Here is a 19,102-nt window from a genome sequence, read left to right on the forward strand (position 1 = left end):
GTGTTGTTAGGTCCGGTATTCAGAAATAAGGTGCCGCATCGAAACCAAAACCGGCAACATCTTCTTTGAGCGACCGATGACCCGGTTCTTGACAAGGCTCACCCCACTGCAGAAACTCCTCCTCGGGTATCTGTTCCTGCTGCTATTGGGGTGCGGCGTACTGAATTTGGAGGTATGCGGATCAGGTGATTCTACCTTCATCGATCATTGCTTTACCGCAGCATCGGCCCTGACTACCACGGGCCTGACTACGCTCAACGTGGCCGATACGTACAAGCTACTCGGTGAAATCGTCATTCTGCTCCTGATGCAGGTTGGCGGCTTAGGATACATGTCCCTGGCCGGCTGGCTGCTGCTGGAGAGCAACTACGGACTTAAGTCACGAGAAGATGCGGAGGAGGAAGAGATGGTGGAGAACGACTACACCGTACCCGAGGGCTCGGACCACCGCAGTTTCGTCATCAAACTTCTCTGGTTCACGCTGATCTGTGAGGCGATCGGCAGCATTGTCCTGTCGCTGGCCTTTGCCGCGGCGGGCGAGTCGACGCCCGTCTGGAAAGGCATCTTTACCGCGGTCAGCGCCTTCTGTACGGCGGGCTTTCACCTCTTCGACAACAGCCTGCATGAATTCACCGAAAACGTGCCCGTCAACCTGGCGGTCATGACCCTTAGCCTGGCCGGCTCCTTCGGTTTTCTGTTTTTCGTAGACGTGTACGACCGGCTACGCGGCGCTACTAATCGCCTGGGTATTTCAACTCGCGCCATTTCGCTCGTGATGGCGGTCAGCCTGGTAGGCGTAACGGCCACCCTGATGTTTTACGACCCCTACTTCCATACGGGGGGACAAGAAAACCTGGGGCTGCTGGCCGGTGCTTTCCAGGCCGTCAGCGCGGTGTCAACCACCGGTTTCAGCACCGTACCGATCGACCGGCTCAGTCCGGCCAGTGCGCTGTTGCTCACCATCTTCATGTTCATTGGTGCTTCCCCGTCGGGTACGGGCGGCGGCATCAAAAACACTACCGCGGCTACGGCGGTAGCCTACGTGGTAGCCGTAGTACGGCGCAAGCGGGATGTCGTGTTGCTCGGGGCCAAATTACCCCGCAGGCGCATCCATTTAGCCGTGGCGCTGCTCATCGCCAACCTGGTGCTGGTGATGTTCGGCGGCTTCGTTCTGCTGGTGCGCACCCCGGATGCCTCCTTTGCCCCGATCTTCGAGGTCGTTTCGGCACTGGGTACGGTGGGGCTATCCCTGGGGACCACCGATACCGTGGATGCGGGGGGTAAGGTGCTGCTGATGGTGTTGATGATGCTCGGTCGGCTGGGCACTTTATCGGTCATCATGGCTCTACTGGGCTATTCCCCGAACACGCGTGAGGAGCGGGACGACGGCGACGGGCAAAGCCAGGACAGCGACATCGCCATTGAGGGCTAATCCTCCAACACCGGTAAGCCACCTTCCCTCCGACAGGTTCTCTATAATTACTTCCTGCAACGGGAACGAATTTCGCTTGCCCCCTTTTAATATCATTATATCCTGCGCTCCGCCGCAAAAAGCTCACTGAAATGGCAAAAATGCGGTGCTGTTGCATTCTTTTCAGCCCGTGGGGCTACGCCCGAATGAACTGGCATAGAAAGGTTAGGGGTAGGGTAGTGCAATTTGGGGTGGTTAGGTGCTACCCGCTCGGATAGCGGCGAATTTTTTTCAATACGATATAGCTTTAGCCCAAATAGGAACTGGAAATGGATATTTGGTGCGGCGGAGCGCAGGTAAAAAGTCGCCTTTTGAAACGGAATACTGCCACCAGCCGTCGGTCTATGTAAAAGAGCCTATCTCCGGGGTGTAAGGCCCCATTGCTCCGCCGCAGCCTCGACTTTTGACTTGACCGCCTTTGGTAAAGCGTCGCCCATATCAGTGATGGTAAGACATTGAACCAACGGCGTATTTTCCAAATTCCCCCTGTCTTTTTCAATGGTGAAAAGTCCTCCAATTTCGTCCGAGTAAAACACCTGCGGCCTCGTCTGCGCCGTATGTAGCATCGTCATGGTTGCCGCCCAGTATTTGCAGTAATCGATCATCGCCATATTAATCTCCACGTAGGGAAAACTTTCCCCCCGCGCGTACCTGATGAGGCGGTCCCAATTGTCCTCGATAAATTGCCTTCGTTTCGTTCGATCCGTCCGGTACTTGACCATGTCGGACTTGTCGTTACTCACGTAGCTCTGGTCGGTGCGTAGCATCTCGCAGTAGGGCGGGTATGCGGGAAGCCTCGGCTCGGAGAGTAATCGACCTTGGATGGTCGTGTGGGTCTCCACGGTCCAGGGTCGAGACCCGCTGGGTCGAGGGGCTATACGAGAAGTCTCGGCTCGGAGTGCGTTCAACCCTAAAATTTAATTCAGTGAAAATTAGTTCCAACGAGCCAAATAGTCACTGGGCGCATCCCTTGCCACGTCTTAGTACAGATTCGTCCGCTCGTCCTCCTTGATCATATCGTCCATTTCTTGTACGGAGATGTCAAGCTTCGCCTGATCGACCAGGGAGGTAGCCAGGGAGGCGATGCGACCGGGGCGGGTTTCGTCGACCGTCCATAGCTGAGAGCGAATGATGCATTTCGCGCAGTGCATGAAGGCTTCCCGGACCGTAACGATCATTGCAAAGAGCGGGCGTCGGCCATTGATAGCCATCAGGTCCAGAATTTCCTCATCGCGGACGATCCGGGCGGTACCGTTGATGCGAAGGGTTTCTTTCACGCCGGGAATGAAGAAGAGCAGTCCCACCGTGGGGTTTTGCAGCACATTGGTGAGGGTATCGGCCCGGCGGTTGCCCGGTCGATCCGGTATGGCTATCGTGCGATCGTCCAGGATGCGGACGAAGCCAGCGGGATCCCCTTTTGGGGAGACGTCGAAGTTTCCGCGCCCGTCCGAAGAGCCGATGGTCAGGAAGGGGGAGTTTTCGATGAACGTCCGGCAGTGGTGATCCAGATGGTTTAGGGTTTTGCGCACGACCAGGTCCGCCGGGTGACCCATGATGTCGCGAAGTTCGGCTTCGGTGGTGATGGGTTTCCGGAACGTGCGGTCGGTCGCGGTAGGAGGAGTTGGCATGATACAGCGGGTTTGGTCACCGGAAGATAAGGGTTATTGTAAAAAAGTTCATAAGTATGTATTACCCCATTTGGTGCGCCGATCAGCTACACAAAACGGCTTTTTAAGATTATCCCGACTGACGTCGGGCACCTTCTCCATTTTTAAACAAGGACCAGGAACTAGAACGCGGCCACGCGCAGCGATACAAAAAAGCCAGGCTTGTCCCGCACATCCTTTCGATTTGTGATTATAATGCACGCGCCACGGTATACATTTGTTCCTCTTAATTCGGCGCTCCTGAATCCGCGCCCTTCCTATGCAACTGAAACGGCAGCAACTGTACCGCACGGCCCTCTACATGAGCCTGCTTGGCGTGGCGGCTTTCGTGATCGATTTCGGCTTCGACCAGTCGCGCCTCGCCCAGCAACTCCTGGACGGCTTCTATTTTTTGGTCATCGCGATCGGCTTGGCCAGTACGTTCTTTCGGTATTTTCGCAATACCAGCTTACTTCAGCGCCGGGTGTTTGCCTTCGACTTGCTGTCGGTGCTGTACACCCTGTACATCTTTTATATGTACCTCTTCGTGGGGCGGGCCTTCGAAACGGACCTGATCCTCGAGAATCCCATATGGGTGGTGGCGGCGGTGATCCTGACCTTCTTTCGGGAATTCTTTTCCCTTCGCCTGGAACTGAAGCAGACCTACCTCAATCCGGCGCAGCTGTTCATTTTCAGCTTCCTGGCCATCATCACCTGCGGAACGCTGCTCTTATTGCTGCCGAACGCGGCCAACCAGCCCCTCTCCTTCCTGGATGCCCTGTTTACGTCCACGAGCGCGGTCTGCGTGACGGGCCTGATCGTGGTTGACACGGGAACCTTCTTCACCCGCTTCGGCCAGTCGATCATCCTTTTCCTGATCCAGATGGGCGGACTCGGCATCCTGACCTTCGCCAGCTACTTCAGTTATTTCTTCAAGCGGGCCACTACCTACGAGCACCAGCTCACCCTGAGCGAGATGACCAATTCCGAGAAGATTGGAGAGGTATTCGAAACCCTGAAGCGGATCGTCCTGATCACCCTCGTGGTCGAGGGCGCCGCCGTCCTGCTCATCTTTCTGAGCCTGGGCGGCAATACCTTTGACGGCTTCGTGGAACGGGCCTACTTTTCGCTCTTTCACGCCATTTCCGCATTTTGCAACGCCGGCTTTTCCACCCTGAGCAACGGACTCTACGAGGAGCCGGTGCGCACCAATTACGGCATGCAGCTGGTCATCATTGCCACCTTCGTGCTCGGGGGGCTCGGCTTTCCCATCGTGGTGAACCTGGTAAGCTACCTGAAGTACAAAGTGTTCCAACTATTTCGCCGGCGGAAAGAAGTGACGATCCACCGTCCCTGGCTGGTCAACCTCAACAGCCGGATCAACCTGGTTACTTCGGGCTCCCTGCTGCTGATCGGCTTCGTGGCTTACTTCCTGCTGGAGTATAACGCCACGCTGGCCGATCGGTCGCTGTTCGGCAAGGTGGTGACCTCCCTCTTCGGTGCGGCCACGCCCCGTACGGCGGGATTCAATACGGTGGATATGGCGGCGCTGACCTTCCCCACCGTGATGGTTACCTATCTGCTGATGTGGATCGGCGCCTCGCCAGCCTCAACCGGGGGCGGTATCAAGACCAGCACCTTCGCGATCGCGGTGCTCAATATCCTTAGCCTGGCGAAGGGGAAGACCCGGATTGAGGTATTTCGCCGGGAGATTGCATCGGTGTCGGTCAAGCGGGCCTTCGCCATTATATCGCTGTCCTTGCTGGTGATCGGTATCGCCATTATGCTGATCGCCATGTTCGACTCCGATAAGAGCCTACTGGCCATCGGCTTTGAATGCTTTTCCGCCTACAGCACCGTGGGCCTGAGCCTGGGCATTACCGGGGCGTTGACGGCAAAGAGCAAAGTGGTCATCATCGCGATCATGTTCATCGGGCGGGTCAGCATGCTGTCGATCCTCATCGCCATCTTCCGGAAAACCAAACACAAGAATTACCAGTATCCCACCGAGGAACTGACCATTAACTAAGCAATCATGAAGTACATCATCGTCGGGCTGGGCAGTTTCGGTTCTTCGCTGGGGGAGAAGCTGACGGCACTCGGCCACGAGGTTATCGGCATCGACACGAATATGGCCAAGGTGGAGCTATTCAAGGAGCGGCTGTCGCACACCATCCGCCTCGACGCCACCGACGAACTGACGGTCTCGGGCCTTCCCCTACGGGATACCGACGTCGTCATTATCGCCATTGGTGAAAACCAGGGCTCTAACATCATGGCTACGGCCCTCTTTAAAAACCTCCAGGCCAAGCGCCTGATCAGTCGCGCCATCAATCCGCTACACCAGCGCGTCCTGCAGGCGATCGGGGTCGACCAGATCGTACACCCGGAGGAGGAAACCGCCGAACGCTGGGCCAAGAAACTCTGTATGACCGACGTGGTGGACTCCTTCGAGCTGAGCAAGGACTTCAGCATCGTGGAAATCAAGGTGCCCCGGTCGCTGGTAGGCAAGCGGATCGTAGAAGTGGACTTTCGCCGGAAGTACAACCTGCTCGTGCTGACGACCATCAAGCGCACGGAGGTAAAATCCACGATGGGCAACCAACAACACGAAGACAAGGTGCAGGGCGTTGCCGGCCCGGAGGACCTGCTGGAAGAGGGCGATATCCTGGTGGTGTTCGGTTCGAAGTACGACCTGCGGAAGTTTACGAACCGGTAAGCGGAAGAAGCGGGCGACGGTGCGCAGGTAATGAGCTTCTCTCCCGTGGGATGCTCCTTCCCTTACGCCATTCCCGGCCAGCAAGAACGGCTACTTAATCCGCACCCTCGGTGCCCCCTGGCACGGGCGAGGGCGCCTTCGCCCTCGGTTATGGCCATCCGCAAACTTTTAGTAAGCTCTTCGAGCGGAAAATCCGGCTATATCCGGGAATTCAGCCCAGCCTGAACGGAGGTTCCGTCCGGTTCACGGTCGTGCAATTGTCCCTGGCAAGCATCTTACCTGCGCTCCGCCGCCCAGATCCTGTTTCGGAACGGCCTTCGGGTCGGTTTGCGCAAACGATTGTGCGGACCGTAGCGGATTAACTAAATTGGCGGTATGATCGATCACGCATTCCGTTGCCAGCCGTTGACGCTGCGCTATTCTTTAGCACTCCTGGCCAACTGTCTTCTCTTCTTCGCTACCAATGGGTTGTCAGCGCAGAAGGTGCAGTCGGAGACCATCACCCCGGCCACCGAATGTAACCGGCCCGGCTACGGAAATCCCTACCTGCCGCTGTGGGAGCACCTGCCCGACGGCGAGCCCCGTGTTTTCGAGGACCCCGACAATCCGGGCCAATACCGGGCCTACATCATCGGCTCGCACGACGTGCGGGTGAGCAGTTATTGCGGCCCCGACATCCGTGCCTGGTCCGCCCCGGTGGAGGATCTGTCCGACTGGCGCGACGAGGGCTCCATCTTCACTTATTTCGTGGAGGGGAACTGGGACGTGATGTACGCCCCCGACCTCGTAGAGGTAAAGGAAGCCGACGGAAGCAAAATCTACTACCTCTATCCGCACAGTCGCGGGCGGGGGCGGGAGGCCCTGGTGGCGAAGGGCAGCCGCCCCGACGGCCCCTTCACGGTGCTGAATGCGACCCCGGATAGCACCCGTGCCGTCGATGGCAGCACCATGGGATTCGATCCGGCGGTCTACATCGAGTATGGTTCCGACTCCGTGGAGGTAGATACCGAAGCCGGTTACCGCGCCTTCGGATATTGGGGCTTTCAACGATCTCAGGCTGGGGAATTGGACCCGGAAACGATGTACAGCATTCGCCCGGGCACGGAGCGGATCGACCCCTTCATCCCCTCCAGCCGTCGCTACGGCGAGGTACGCGATCCGGATGCCGGCTATCCCTACGTCTTCCCGGATCAGGACCTGGGCGCCTTCAACTTCTTCGAGGCGGCCTCCATCCGGAAGATCGGCAACAAATACGTCTGGGTCTACAGCGGCTATTCCGGACCGGACTACGGCCTGAGCAGCACCAACTCCGCCCTGCGTTACGCCTATGGCGACACGCCCCTCGGCCCCTGGAAGAGCGGCGGCGTGCTGGTGGACAGCCGCGCCGTAGTGCCGAACGAGGATGGCTCGGCACTTATGACAACCTACTCCGGCCACAATACCCACGGCAGCGTCGAGCAAATCAATGACCAGTGGTATGCCTTCTACCACCGCGCGCCGCGCGGCTTCGGTGGCGCCCGCCAACCGATGGTCGCTCCGGTGACGATCGAGTGGGACGAGGCGCCCGTGGCCGAAGGTGGTAAGGTGACCATCCGCGCGTACGATCCCTACGCCGAGAACGAAACTTGGTCGGCCGAGGATAGCCAGGGTAATGTCTACCGCGGTGCGGAGGTGACCAGCGAGGGCTTTCAGATCTTCGGACTCGACCCGTACCGCTACTACAGCGCCGGTTATGCGGCTTACCTGACGAACCAGGGCAGCCAGTCCGATAGCTGGGACATCTGGGACAATAGCATGCCCGTCACCGGCGTACTTCCGGGCGACGTGATCGGTTACAAATACTTCGGCTTCGGCGGACTGAACGAAGCCACCAAGGGCGTACAAGCCTTCGCCGGCACGGAATCCGGTAATGGTACGGAAGTCAATTTGTGGCTTAAGCCGCTTACGGAGCAGGCCTTTTCGGTAGAGGTGTGGCTGGACGGTCCCTACGATAACGAGACCTGGGGTGGTCAGCAGATCGCGACGATTACCGTTCCCGCCGGAGCATCCATGGATACCCAACGCTACCGTGCCGATGTATCCGCGGCGGTAGACGGCCTGGAAGGGAAGCACGCCATTTTCCTACGTGCCGTAGCCGAGGATTCCACCTCCCTCTTCGACCTGGCCGGACTGGGCTTCAGTGCCGCGGGGCACGAAATCGAGCGCCACGTTCCGCCCACCGTCAGCATCCAGGTGAACGGCGAGGAAGTTGAGCTGCCGGATCACCCCATCCGGTCGACGGAGGAAAACGGCCTCGTTACCTTGGATCAGTACGCCGTGACGGTACCGGCCGGTGATAAAGTCGCCCAGGTCACGGCCACGGCCAGCGATCCGAGTGTGAAAATCGAGGTTGAGCCGGCCACCGCTGTTGACGGTACTGCCCTGGTGCACTTCGATTACGGTGGGGTAGTAAAAACGTACCGGGTGATGTTTGGGGTAGAGTAGGGCACCCGGGCGCTGCAACCGGCAAGCATTAACCTTATCACAACGCCACTTTATAGAATCCTTAGCCAAATTCTCCCGTCTCGTCCACGAGCTTGCGACCAAAAGCAATGGGGGCAATACTACGCTGGTCTATCCTCGTGATGCTATTGGTGGGATGCGGAAGGCCAACCGACCCCCTGCAACGGGATTTTCGCAACACCCTGCGCCAGGTGGAGCGTTACGACAATCCATCAAAGCGGCTCGTGCAGCGCTTGTTGGACGAATTTGACGCGGTACAGGCCGAGGATTTCGCGCGCGCTCGCGGTCTGGATAGCCTCTCCCGAGCAGCGGACTGGCCAGAGCTGTATGTTCTATACGCGAATATGTACGACCGGCTGGTCGCGATCGAAGCCTATCTGCCGATCGGCGCACCCACCAATTACCGGGGCGGGTATGCGCTCGACGACCTCGCTATCCGGAGGGAAACGGCTCGGCAGGGTGCCGGTGATTACTATCTAAACCTGGCCGATGCCGCCATCGACGTCGCCCGGTCGGGAAGCAAGCCAGCCGCCCGGGATGCTTACCGGTACCTGGAACGTTCGCTAGCCTTCGTGCCGGAGAACCGCCCCGATATTGGGCCGTTGCTCGGCGAGATGGCCGATCGCGGAACCGTACGGGTGCGGTTATCGGTAACCGGGGACCTGGAGCTCGCCGCCCTCGCCGAAGACCTAACCTACCACCTCGCGGCGGTCCGGGAAGAATGGTATACCGTCGATTTCCAGGACACCGGGCAGGAGGTGGACTACGAGGCCTTCCTACAGCTGATCGATTACGACACCGACGGCCCTTTCGAATCGAGTACAAGCACTACCTACTCCGAGGAAGTACTGGACTACGTGGAGAAGAAGGAATACGAAGTGCGTATCGATGATTCGACGGTAGTGGCCAGGGTAAAAGAGATCGAGCACTTCAAAACGATCACGGCGACGGTCACAGAAGTACGGCAGAAATTTGAGGTCACCGCTTACGGGGAAATGAGTGTCTACGCTCCATGGGGGCGTTCCCAAATGCCACCCGTACGGGTATATGGCAGCGAGGAATGGCAAAACCAATACGAGGAATGCAGTGGTGACCGGGAGGCCTTACCGGTCTTCGCCTGTTCCGGAATTCGTGGGTATCCACCCAGCACCTATTCATTGCTGGACGATGCCATGCAGGATCTGCTCTACACCACGCTGCGGGAACTGCGGTACCGTTACGCTCCGTAGCTGGCTTTATACCTGCGCACCGCCGCCCGAATGAAAGCGGTCGACGGCTACCTGCAGATGAAGATCTACTGTTTCACGACCCGGATTCGATCTAAAATTTGCCCGTCCCGCTTGATCAGCAACCAGTAAATCCCGGGGGCGTAGGTCCCGAAGTTAAGGTTATGAGCGATCACGGCATTCGCCGCAATCTCTTCGCGGAATACCCGCAGGCTACGGGCGTCAATCACTTCGAGGGTGATGGTGCCCCTTGACAGTCCCTGCAGCTTTAGTGTTGCACCCGAGTGAACGGGGTTGGGGAATAACCTGGCGGTTACTTGTGCGGACAGGCGATACGAGAGCACCCTCGAGTAGGCGTATCCCCCGTCGTTATCTACCTGACGCAGCCGGTAGTAGACGGTCCCGCTTGATGGGGGTGCATCGGTAAACGTATAATCCTGGGAGCCGAACAGGTCCCGACCGCCCAGTACGAAGCCAATTTTCTCAAAATGGCTCCCGTCCGATGAGCGTTCTACCTCGAAGCCCCGGGTGCTTTCATCGATCATCGTTCCCCAGCTGAGGTGCACCTGTTGGTTTTCCACGTTGCCTTCGAAGTAGAAGAGTTCCACGGGCAGTACCGCGCTACCGATTACGACGGCGTTCACGGATACCGGCTCCGAAGTGCAGCTGCCATTGGATACGGCCACGCTGTAGATACCGGCATTCTCGGGAATAGCTCCGGGAATGGTCGGATTTTGGTCGGTACTGGTGAAGCCACGCGGGCCCGTCCAGGCGTAGTTGACCCCCTCCAGGAAGGTGGCCTTAAGTTCGATGGTTTCGCCGATGCTGACGGTGTCTACGCTAGCTCCGTACAGGTCCGTCAGGTCGCCGGGGGATAGCTTGGTGGAGTAGTATAGATTAACGTCATCCAGTACGCCTTCAAAATGATCGTTGGCCGGTCGGTCAGGCCATCCCTGAAGGTTGTCGTATCCAATGCGCCAGTAGCCGACGCTCCCATACTTCTGCCCTTCGGTGACGGAGGCATCCGAGGCCTTTAGCTCCCCGTCCACGTACAGTTCGATTCCGTCGGAAGAGAGCGTAGTCACTACGTTGTGCCACAATCCGTCGTTAAAGGATTCCGTGGTGTTTATGGTCAGGTGATCGCCCAGGTAGATCCCGAAGTAGAGCTGCCCGGCGTTATTCATATAGATATGGCGATCGTACTCGTTGCTCGCGCCGGTCTGGGAGGTGCCCATCCCGAGGAGTTTCCCCCCGCGGGTGGTGCTGGTGTTGAACCAGAGGCTGATGGAAAACTCGTTGGTCCCCTCGATGTCTGCCGGGAAGGACGTAGAGGTGGTGATGTAGTCGTCGACGCCGTCAAAAGAGTAAGCGGAATTTTCACGTCCGAAACGGTCCGCTACGAGGGTTGCTCCGCTGACGATGCCGTCGTTTCCCTGGCCCGTGGCGTCATCGGGGTTGCCGTGAAAGGGGAAAGCCGAGGTCAGCCCGGTTGTCGAAGCCTGGGATAGGCTGAGATAGCTGGCCGTCACCTGGGCTCGCCGGCTCTCCTCCCCGTCCGCATCCACCGCGGAAACGTAGTAGGTGCGGGTGAAGTCGATCGGGGGGGTGGTATAGCTTGCCGCCGTGGCACCGGCGATCGGCGTTCCCCCGGTCGGGACGTTATACCAGCGATAGCTGCCCCCGCTCGGGGCGCCGGAGGCCGTCAGCGTTACGGCTTCCCCACAGCTTTGGCTGCCCTCGGTTGCCGGGACGACGTAAATCTGCACGGGGGTAAAACCGCTGACCCTGCCCCCGTCGTGGTACACTCGCGCTTCCACCGCGTAATTGCCCGTGGCCAGGTTACTAATTGGCACCGTGTACGCGAAAGGGCTGGCGGTCCGGGAGTCGATGAGGGCACCATCCAACAGCAGGTCTATTCGCGTTACATTATCCGATACGACCGAGCCGTCTACGCTCAGTTCCACGGTGGCGGGTGCGGTATGGACCGATTCCCGGTCCGGTGTGGTGATGACGTGCGTAGCTTCGGAACCATACACTTCGAATTCCCGCAGTGAATACCCGTACTCCGTCGATCGGACGGTGCCGTACATCCTGACGTACCGGGCCGTTACATCGAGGCCGGTAAAATTGTTGACGAGATTGTCGCCCAGTCGGGGGCCGTTTGTTCGCGTGGCTACGATAGCCCAGGAGGAGGCGTCATTAGAAATCTCCATCCTATATTCGGCAGCGTAAGCGGTTTCCCACGTCAGCCGGATCTGTTCAAGATTGTACTCCTTGCCGAGATCAACGTAAATCCAGCTTGGGTCCATGCCGTGCACACTTTCCCAGCGAGTTCCGATATCACCGTCAAAAGTGCGATCGGCAATATTCGTATTGGTTGAGGCAACGGCGGGCGCGTTCAGCGCCAGATTTCCCAGGGACACATTGATCAGGACCGGATCCGATACCGCGGTGATGCCATCACTGTCAATAGCTCGGGCCGAGAGGGTATGGGAGCCGCCGGAAGCCCCCGCCCAATTGAAGGTGTATGGCGCCGTCGTGGCGGTACCAATCAGGGTGGAACCGGCGAAGTAAGCCACCTCCGTGATGGTTTTACCCGCTACGGGTAACGCTTCCGCCGTCAGTGTGATGGCCGAACCCTGGGCGAAAATATCGCCGTCTGCGGGAGCGGTCAGCCGAACGGTTGGAAAGTCCTCCGTGGCGTAGACTTCGAATGCATAAAGGGAATAACCCCAACTCGTCCCGCGGGCCGTACCGTACATGCGCACATAACGCCCTTCGGTATCTAAGCCGGTAAGATTATTGATAAGCTGGGAATTCCCTGTTACCGAGCGAACGGTCACCCAGTTTACCGCGTCATCGGACAGCTGGATCAGGTAATCTTTGCCGTATGCACCCTCCCAGGTTAACAGGACGCGATCGATTTGATAAGTTGCGCCGAGGTCTACGTACAGCCATTCCGGGTCCGATTGCTGCACACTTTCCCAGCGCGTATTGGTGACGCCGTCGAAGGCATGCCCCGGGGCATTACCCCCCCGAGAAGAGGAAGCCGTCGCCGACCGGTTACGGGCCAGGTCAATCGTTCCCTGTGCGGCGAGGGGCCGACCGAGACAGAGGAGGACAAAAAGGGTGGCGCTACCTACCCATCGAAGCACAAGGCCTGGGGGTATCGCGCGGGTAACATTCATACGCTGCATTCCAAGTCACGGAGGCGGTACTCCAGCCCGGCAATCTGATCGACCGCAAACACGGTAACCGGGCTCGAATCTTCCTCTGGAGATGACCATATCTTCCCACCTAATTGGTGCGGAAGGTGAAATTCATTCCTGATTATAGAACCAGGAATTCCTAATTAAGCGACGACTGCCGCCAAAAATTGTGTGCATGCCGCTCCGATTCACCACGCTTAACCGTATTGGCGATCTTTTGTGCCTGCAACCCTATGCGTCAATTGCTGTTCCGCCCTCGAAGCATATTCTACCATCTCACTTTTTAGTCGAAACCACCGTATGAACTACCTTATCATCGCCCTCCAGCTCATTGTAGGCCTCAGCATCCTGAACGTTTGGGTCGTCCAGCCAAAAAAGAACACCAAGTGGCGGGGCGGGAACGCTACGACGATCGTCGAGGAGTTCCAGGCGTATGGGTTGCCGGTCTGGTCGGTGTACGTGGTGGGGGTTATCAAGGTAGTGCTGGCTGTAGCGCTCATCGTGGCGATCTGGGTGCCGGAACTCCGCTTTTACGCCGCGATCGGCCTGGCGGCCATGCTCGCCGGTTCGGTACTGATGCATTTCAAGATCAGCGATCCCCTCTACAAATCGTTTCCCGCCGCGCTCTTTCTCGTGCTCTGCCTGATCATCGCCTTCGTCCCGGCTAACCCCCTATAGCAAGCCGCCGTAGTAAAAAGCCAAATAGCCATTGAGGACGGCGTACAGGAAAGCCGGCGTGGCCTGGAGGAAGGTATCCCGTATGTACATCCGCACGCCGAAGCCGTAGGCCATCATCAGGCACAGGCCCGTAGCGGCGGCCATGGCGAGTAGCGGCGAAAAGTAATAGCCGGCAATCAGCCCGATGCCCCCGAGGATCTGTAAATAGCCGGTGAGCGGGCGCTGGCGATCGTAGCCATACCGGATGAATTCCTGCTTCATATAGGCCGATGTCTGACAGCTGATGCCAAAACCCACAAACGAGATGCCCGAAAAAAAGGTGGCCAGCGTCGAAAACTCCATACGGGAAGGTTTTGGAGCGTGGTCGTCCCGTGAGCCCCCGACCTAATAGAAATTCTACCGCAATGTTTGCCATTCACGAAAAGGGCGTTCCCCGCACCCGGCGCGTAGCGGGGTATATCCTCGCCGCCCTGCCTTCCCTCGGGGTTCTCATCTCGGGAATCACGAAGTTCTTCCCCGGTACGGACATCCACCTGCTCTTGCAGGCACTGGGTATGGACGATTACGCGATCCCCATCGGGCTGATCGAGATTATCGTCGTGGTGCTGTACTGGATTCCCCGCACCAGCAAGCTCGGTTTCTTTCTCTTTTGCACCTACATCGGGGGCATCCTGGTGGCCGAGATCATGCTGGGTGACGTGCCGGTTCCGGCGCTGGCAATCGGGGGGATGGTTTATTTGGGGACGTTTTTGCTGAAACCTTCTCTAGTATGGTAGGGGGTAGTACGGTAGTACAGTAGTCTGTTAAACGTGAGCAAATAGTCTATGGCTGATCAAAATTTGGGAGTGGGTAGCTTGGCCCAAAAGCGTATCCTTGTCGTATGAAAGGAGAAAGGCAAGTGGGGCATCCCTACCTGGTCCACACGGAGAAAGTAAGTCGACTGCAACGCATACGCCTTGATGAAAAACTAATCAGTGAAGGTTGGATTCAGGACAAGTTGCACTCATTTCCTGATTTGCTGCCTTTAGAGGAATTGGATTCTGCATTTCGAAATTCCGTCTCGCTGTGCCGAGAACTTCGCACGGACAGCGGGCGGATTGACAATGTCTTTATTTCTCCGAGTGGTCACCTGACTTTGGTAGAGGCAAAACTATACCGGAATCCCCAAGCAAGGCGGGAGGTGGTTGGTCAGATAATTGACTACGGCAAAGATTTGAGCCGTTGGACTTATTCTGATTTAGATGCAGCGGTGCGTGCAGCTAATCAGGCCTCCGGTAGTGGTAATTGTGGAATACTTGATCGATTGACGGCAGAAGGGAGCGACGGAGTCCGATAACGAAGCGTATCTGATCAATGCCATCGACCGCGCCCTAAAGAGGGGGGAAATGTTGCTTTTGATTGTCGGCGATGGAATTCACGAGAGCGTTTAGGATATGGCCGACTACATTCAGGTAGCACCGCAGTTGCGTTTCGGTCTTGGTTAAGTGGAGTTGCAATTGTACCGGTTCCCGATTACGCAGGAAGTTCTAATTATACTGCGAGTAGTTACCCGTACCCGCGAAGTGGTGCGGGCGGTGGTCCACGTGAATGCAGAGTCCGGAAGCGCACCTGTGCAAGTGACTACGGAAGTAGCGCCCATAGGGCAAGAAGAAACTCCATACCGTAACTCAATTACCGAAACCGCATTTTTCGAGCAGCTCCTTGCCAACACTTCCGAGAAGGACGTCTTCATTGCCCGGGAGATTCTTCAGGCCGCTCAACATGCGGGCTATTCGATCGAATGGAAGGAAAGCGCATTTGCGGTAAAATACCCTGACCCGAACGGTGGGCCTGTACTCGTTTCTTTATTCGTCGTCAGTCGGCGCAGTTATTTCTACCTGATGCCGACGGAAAAACAGTTAGACAAGCTTGGTATAGATAAGGAACGGGGCTTTGAATACGCACGACGTATCGCGGCAGCTATACCAGCGGCAGAGCCTGGTGTCGGAAGCCAAAGTTCCTTACTACGTTATTTACGTATGCCTGAATTAGCCGGTCATGTCGATAGCTTAATGCGCGTAGTTGGTGATTTTGTAAGTATGATCGATCGGGAGGCTAAGTAGAACGGACTTCTTGTCGCACCTCCCATAGAGCACGACGCAGACCCGCGATCATAAGCTTATCACGCGCTTAGTGCTTATGGGTGATTTACTGTCTAATGCTTTATTTTTGGATTCAGACGGGCGGCGGAGCGCAGGTAAAATAGGCGTCCAAAAATTTAATGCTTTTAGCACCGATCAACCCATCCGGACGGGGTGTTTTATACCTAATGCGATAGTATACCTATTGCGCGACCGCCGCCACGGGCTTGGCGCTATCATCACCTAAAGGTTTGCCCGTGATCCTACTGGACACCCTCGAACTAAGCCTCCCCCTGACCGATCCGGTCATCAAGTTTCTAGTCATTCTCGTTACGATATTGCTGGCCCCGCTGCTGCTGAACCGGATACGGGTGCCGCAGCTGCTGGGGCTGATCGTGGCCGGGGCGGTAATCGGTCCGCACGGACTGAATCTGATGGCCCGGGATAGCGGGATTATCCTGTCGGGAACGGCGGGCCTGCTCTACATTATGTTCCTGGCCGGACTGGAAATCGACCTGGCCGACTTCAAAAAGAACAGCGGTAAAAGCGCGGTCTTCGGACTGTTTACCTTTCTCATCCCGATGGCGGTGGGTACGCTGGCCGGCGTTTACGTGCTGCAATTCAACTGGCCCACGAGCGTGTTGCTTGCCAGTATGTTCGCCTCGCATACGCTGATCGCCTATCCGATGATCAGCCGCATGGGGGTGTCGAAGAACCGGGCGGTCAACATTACCGTGGGGGGTACCGTCATCACCGACACGCTGGCGCTGCTGGTGCTGGCGATCATCGTCGGGATGACTACCGGCGAGGTGGGCCTGGAATTTTGGGTACGGCTGAGTGTTAGTATTCTTGTATTCGGACTGGTCGTCCTGTTCGGTTTTCCGATTATCGGCCGGTGGTTCCTCAAACGCTTTGACGACGGCGTCACGCAGTACGTCTTCGTGCTCGCGATGGTCTTCCTGGGAGCGGTGCTGGCCGAATTGGCCGGCATCGAACCGATCATCGGCGCCTTCCTCGCGGGGCTGGCACTGAACCGGTTGATTCCGCTGACGAGTCCGCTCATGAACCGCATCGAATTTGTGGGGAATGCCATCTTCATTCCCTTTTTCCTCATCGGTGTGGGCATGCTGATTGACTACCGCGCCTTCATCCAGGATTTTAACACGATTCGCGTAGCGGCCGTGATGACGGTCGTTGCCATCGGCACCAAATACGCCGCCGCCTGGCTAACCCAGAAAACCTACGGCTATACCGCAGACGAGCGCAGTTTAATCTTCGGACTGAGCAGCGCGCAGGCTGCCGCTACGCTGGCGGCGGTGCTGGTAGGCTACAATACCGTAGTCGGTACGGACGCAGCCGGTGACCCCATCCGGCTGCTGAACGAGAATGTACTGAACGGTACCATCCTCATGATCCTGGTGACCTGTACGGTTGCCTCGCTTGTCGCCCAGCGCGGGGCGGCCAACGTCCTGCAACTGGAAGAGGCGGAAGCACCGGAAGTGGAGGAGGAGATCACGGAACGCATCCTTATTCCGGTCAGCAATCGCGATACCGCCGAGGAACTCATCAACCTGGGCGTCACACTGAAGCCCAAGACCCGCGGTCAGCTGTTCGCGCTGAGCGTGATCGAACAGGATCTGCAGGATACGGTATCCGAATCCCGTGCTCGAAAGGTGCTGAATAAGGCCATCACCACCGCCTCCGGTGCGGATCACGAGATGGTGGAACTGCTGCGCTACGACCTCAACGTATCCAACGCCATCACCAGCGTGGTGCGCGAAAACCACATCAGCGATCTCATCCTGGGGCTGCACGTGGAGAAGGGGATCTCCCGCTCCTTCCTTGGAAACCTAACGGAAGGCATCCTGTCCCGCTGCAATACCACGACGCTGATCTACAAACCGGCCCAGCCGTTTGCCACCATCAAGCGCCACCTGGTCATTTTCCCCGAGCGGGCAGAGCAGGAACAGGGGTACGACGTCTGTCTGGACCGTCTCTGGAACATCGCTAAGAACAGCGGCGCCCGAATGGTTTTCTACGGTACCGTGGATACCTTGGAAGCGATCCGGGAACGTAATCGGGAACTTCCGATCGATGCCGTTTTCGTTGACTTTTCGGACTGGGACGACTTCCTCATCCTATCCCGTGACTTCACGATTGACGACAACCTCATCCTGGTGATGAGTCGGGAGGACAGTCCGTCGTACCACCGGAGTATGCGTAAAATCCCCGGTTACCTAAACAAGTATTTCACGACCAACAGCTTCATTCTCATTTACCCGATGCAGGATTGCGTGGTGGACACCTTGTCCACTAACCTGAAGGATCCCACCTTCAGCGTTCCCCTGCGTCGTTTCCGCGGTATGGGCAAGGCCTGGGGCGGTCGGTTACGGAATCGGGGCGGGGAAGACTCGGTCGGTCCGGCCATCGGTCCCGTCGGGGCCTAACGTAGGCGGGCGAAGGCGCGTACGGGAAAGGTACCTACTCCCCTAAATTTGGGTGGCGCGGCCGTGAATGTAAATCCGCTTTCCGGTAGGCGATCGAGTCCGCAGAGGTGTTCGCAGATGGGAATGCCGGCACCGAGCAGCACGGTATGTACCGGACGGGCCCCATCAGCCGTGTTGTCAATATTGTGGGAATCGATACCGACCAGGCTAACGGAGCAATCGCGTAGATATTCCGCCGCCGCGCGGGTCAGGTAAGGGTTATCCTCGTAGTATTGGGGGCTGTTCCAAAACGCGTCCCAGCCGGTGTGGATCAATACAGCCCGGTGGCGAATCTCGTAGCCGGTGAGATGGTGTTCCGTGATGGCCTTGCTGACCTGGTGGGGCACCCGGATGACGATGGCTTCGAGGTCGGCCAGTCGGTCAAGGTCGACGTCCGCACTGTCCTCCCCGTCAGCGTAGCGGTGGTAGGGGAAATCGACGTACGTGCCGGTATTGGTGACCATCTCGATCTTTCCGATCTGAAAGGTGGTACCCTCCGCATAGATGGCTTTGGATTCTTCCCGGCTCAGGTAATCGCAAACGAGTGGTGGCGGTAGCCCTTTGTAGGTGACCAGCCCCTCGGTGATCGTGTGACTCAGGTCGACGAGACGGTGGCCCTCCGGAGACGGGGAGAGTGCCTTTCGTTTGTGCGGTTTGGCAATGATTTTCTTGCCGGTGATGGCCCAGCGTCCCACCATCGACAGCCGTAGGTCCCGGACCACGAAATCGATCAGTTCGGCGTCGGATATCGAGTCGCCGGTCAGATCTAGTCGGAAATCTTCTCCCTTCAAACTTCCCCCATTGGTGAAGAAAATTTCAAAGTCAAACTGAACGCGTTTTTCCATGGTAGGTCAATTTGACATGCGGCATCCAGGCGGATAAGGAAGGCCGACTTTCTCAATCGCTGAACGCCAATCTAAGAAAGTCGAGGGTGGAGAGCGGTTGTCGACAGTTGCAGCAAATCCCCCATTCGGTGCAAACGTTTCAGGGTTGCCACTTACTACCCGCGTACTGCAAATAACGAATAGCAGCGGGATAGTCGCCA

Annotated in this window: 15 protein-coding genes; 10 read left to right on the forward strand and 5 right to left on the reverse strand. The window is 57.4% G+C overall.

What is annotated here, in order from left to right; translation table 11 throughout:
- The first annotated feature begins 76 nt into the window (after positions 1-76).
- Entirely contained in the window at positions 77-1,432 is a 1,356-nt protein-coding gene (locus DRW39_RS00805) for a TrkH family potassium uptake protein (RefSeq protein ID WP_116105093.1), read from the forward strand.
- A 395-nt stretch (positions 1,433-1,827) separates the two neighbouring features.
- Here DRW39_RS00805 and DRW39_RS00810 read toward each other — a convergent pair whose 3' ends face one another.
- Together DRW39_RS00810 and DRW39_RS00815 are read right to left on the reverse strand one after the other, a co-directional pair.
- Positions 1,828-2,238 carry a hypothetical protein gene (locus DRW39_RS00810; protein ID WP_157975838.1) on the reverse strand — a complete coding sequence of 137 codons (411 nt, stop codon included), beginning with the start codon at positions 2,236-2,238 and terminating at the stop codon, positions 1,828-1,830.
- Positions 2,239-2,451: 213 nt separating this feature from the next.
- Positions 2,452-3,099 (reverse strand): MSMEG_1061 family FMN-dependent PPOX-type flavoprotein, encoded by a 648-nt coding sequence (locus tag DRW39_RS00815; protein ID WP_198664734.1) that lies wholly within the window; start codon positions 3,097-3,099, stop codon positions 2,452-2,454.
- Between the two features lie 298 nt (positions 3,100-3,397).
- On the opposite strand from DRW39_RS00815, the gene DRW39_RS00820 reads away from it, so the two are divergent.
- The 4 genes from DRW39_RS00820 (at position 3,398) to DRW39_RS00835 (ending at position 9,567) form a co-directional block, all read left to right on the forward strand.
- The gene (locus DRW39_RS00820; RefSeq protein ID WP_116105095.1) at positions 3,398-5,146 is read left to right on the forward strand and encodes a TrkH family potassium uptake protein; all 1,749 of its coding nucleotides are present in this window, start codon (positions 3,398-3,400) and stop codon (positions 5,144-5,146) included.
- A 6-nt stretch (positions 5,147-5,152) separates the two neighbouring features.
- Entirely contained in the window at positions 5,153-5,836 is a 684-nt protein-coding gene (locus DRW39_RS00825; protein ID WP_116105096.1) for a potassium channel family protein, read from the forward strand.
- 375 nt (positions 5,837-6,211) lie between these two features.
- Complete coding sequence (locus DRW39_RS00830) at positions 6,212-8,320, forward strand: hypothetical protein (RefSeq protein WP_198664735.1); 2,109 nt, start codon at positions 6,212-6,214, stop codon at positions 8,318-8,320.
- 107 nt (positions 8,321-8,427) lie between these two features.
- Positions 8,428-9,567 carry a hypothetical protein gene (locus tag DRW39_RS00835; RefSeq protein WP_157975839.1) on the forward strand — a complete coding sequence of 380 codons (1,140 nt, stop codon included), beginning with the start codon at positions 8,428-8,430 and terminating at the stop codon, positions 9,565-9,567.
- A gap of 65 nt (positions 9,568-9,632) precedes the next feature.
- On the opposite strand, the gene DRW39_RS00840 is transcribed toward DRW39_RS00835, so the two are convergent.
- A complete protein-coding gene (locus tag DRW39_RS00840) occupies positions 9,633-12,719 on the reverse strand; it encodes a discoidin domain-containing protein (RefSeq protein WP_198664736.1) in 3,087 nt (1,028 codons plus the stop codon).
- Positions 12,720-13,073: 354 nt separating this feature from the next.
- Here DRW39_RS00840 and DRW39_RS00845 point away from each other — a divergent pair, with 354 nt between their 5' ends.
- Positions 13,074-13,451 carry a DoxX family protein gene (locus tag DRW39_RS00845; RefSeq protein WP_116105099.1) on the forward strand — a complete coding sequence of 126 codons (378 nt, stop codon included), beginning with the start codon at positions 13,074-13,076 and terminating at the stop codon, positions 13,449-13,451.
- Here the strand turns inward: DRW39_RS00845 and DRW39_RS00850 are convergent.
- A complete protein-coding gene (locus tag DRW39_RS00850) occupies positions 13,446-13,793 on the reverse strand; it encodes a DoxX family protein (protein ID WP_116105100.1) in 348 nt (115 codons plus the stop codon). The genes DRW39_RS00845 and DRW39_RS00850 overlap by 6 nt on opposite strands.
- A 62-nt stretch (positions 13,794-13,855) precedes the next feature.
- Here DRW39_RS00850 and DRW39_RS00855 point away from each other — a divergent pair, with 62 nt between their 5' ends.
- From DRW39_RS00855 to DRW39_RS00865, 4 genes are all read left to right on the forward strand, one after another.
- The gene (locus DRW39_RS00855; RefSeq protein ID WP_116105101.1) at positions 13,856-14,227 is read left to right on the forward strand and encodes a hypothetical protein; all 372 of its coding nucleotides are present in this window, start codon (positions 13,856-13,858) and stop codon (positions 14,225-14,227) included.
- 104 nt (positions 14,228-14,331) lie between these two features.
- Positions 14,332-14,787 carry a hypothetical protein gene (locus tag DRW39_RS22155; protein WP_157975840.1) on the forward strand — a complete coding sequence of 152 codons (456 nt, stop codon included), beginning with the start codon at positions 14,332-14,334 and terminating at the stop codon, positions 14,785-14,787.
- Positions 14,788-15,067: 280 nt separating this feature from the next.
- Entirely contained in the window at positions 15,068-15,553 is a 486-nt protein-coding gene (locus DRW39_RS00860) for a hypothetical protein (protein WP_157975841.1), read from the forward strand.
- A gap of 275 nt (positions 15,554-15,828) precedes the next feature.
- Complete coding sequence (locus tag DRW39_RS00865) at positions 15,829-18,018, forward strand: cation:proton antiporter (protein WP_116105791.1); 2,190 nt, start codon at positions 15,829-15,831, stop codon at positions 18,016-18,018.
- Here DRW39_RS00865 and DRW39_RS00870 read toward each other — a convergent pair.
- Positions 18,015-18,902, reverse strand: coding sequence for a cyclase family protein (locus tag DRW39_RS00870; protein ID WP_116105103.1), 888 nt, complete (start codon positions 18,900-18,902; stop codon positions 18,015-18,017). The two genes, DRW39_RS00865 and DRW39_RS00870, sit on opposite strands and share 4 nt — an antisense overlap.
- Between the last annotated feature and the right edge of the window lie 200 nt (positions 18,903-19,102).

The sequence above is a fragment of the Lewinella sp. IMCC34191 genome (assembly GCF_003390935.1).
Lineage (GTDB): Bacteria > Bacteroidota > Bacteroidia > Chitinophagales > Saprospiraceae > Neolewinella.